This window comes from Arthrobacter sp. 01L42, from assembly GCF_056400005.1.
Genome location: NZ_JBFTSL010000046.1, coordinates 1 through 1,115, shown reverse-complemented (window position 1 = coordinate 1,115; position 1,115 = coordinate 1). Strand labels below are relative to the sequence as shown.

The window sequence follows — 1,115 nt, the reverse complement described above, 5'->3', positions numbered from 1 at the left end:
AGGTAGCCGTCGACGAAGGTCATGGATTGTTCGAAGACCTCGTTGGTCGCATCCGAGTGCTGCATGTATTCCTGGATGCCGTAGTTGTGGATCGCCAGGCCCACGTGCAGCTGCGCGGCGAACCCGACCGGGGAGATGTCGGTGGGGCCGTGGAAGCCGGACTTGATCTGGTACTGCGCGGCGTAGTCCATCACCTTCTTCAGCGGGCTGATCCCGCCGAAGTGGGTGGAGGCTGCCCGCACGTAGTCGATCAGCTGTTCCTTGATCAGGGCCTGGTAGTCGTAGACGGTGTTGAAGATTTCCCCGATCGCCAGCGGGGTGGTGGTGTGCGCCCGGACCAGGCGCAGGGCYTCCTGGTTTTCGGCCGGGGTGCAGTCCTCGAGCCAGAACAGGTCGTAGGGTTCGAGCGCCTTGCCCAGCTTCGCGGCCTGGATCGGGGTCATCCGGTGRTGCCCGTCGTGCAGCAACGGGAGTTCCGGGCCGAACTCGTTGCGCACCGCCTCGAACACGGTGGGCAGGTGGCGGAGGTAGGCGCGGGTGTCCCAGTCCTCTTCCTGCGGGAACGCGCCGCGCCCGGCCGGTTCGTAGTCGTAGCGCTCCCCCGAGGCCTGGGCCTGGGCCGCGACGCCGTAGACGGCCTTGATCCCGGGCACCGCGGTCTGGATCCGGATCGACTTGTAGCCCAGTTCCAGGTGCTCACGGACCGAATCGAACAGGGACGGCAGGTCCGCGCCGGAGGCGTGCCCGTAGGCGCGCAGCCCGTTCCGGGACGCCCCGCCCAGGAGCTGGTAGACCGGCATCCCGGCGAGCTTGCCCTTGATGTCCCACAGCGCCATGTCCACCGCGGCGATCGCGGCCATCGTGACCGGGCCSCGGCGCCAGTACGAGGACCGGTACAGGAACTGCCAGGTGTCCTCGATCCGGTGCGGGTCCTTGCCGATCAGCAGCTGCGCGACGTGCTCCTTCAAATAGGCGGCCACGGCGAGCTCGCGCCCGTTCAGGGTCGCGTCCCCGATCCCGGTCACGCCGTCCTCGGTGGTGATCCGCAGGGTCACGAAGTTCCGGGAGGGGCTGGTGACGAACACTTCAGCGGCAATGATTTTCACAACAGGTCC

The 1,115-nt window shown here is 67.2% G+C and carries 1 protein-coding gene; it reads right to left on the bottom strand.

All coding sequences use genetic code 11. The features are described 5' to 3' along the window. The coding region (gene manD, locus AC1DN2_RS21305; RefSeq protein WP_476851874.1) for a D-mannonate dehydratase ManD at positions 1-1,106 on the bottom strand (1,106 nt) is incomplete at its 3' end. Positions 1,107-1,115 lie beyond the last annotated feature (9 nt).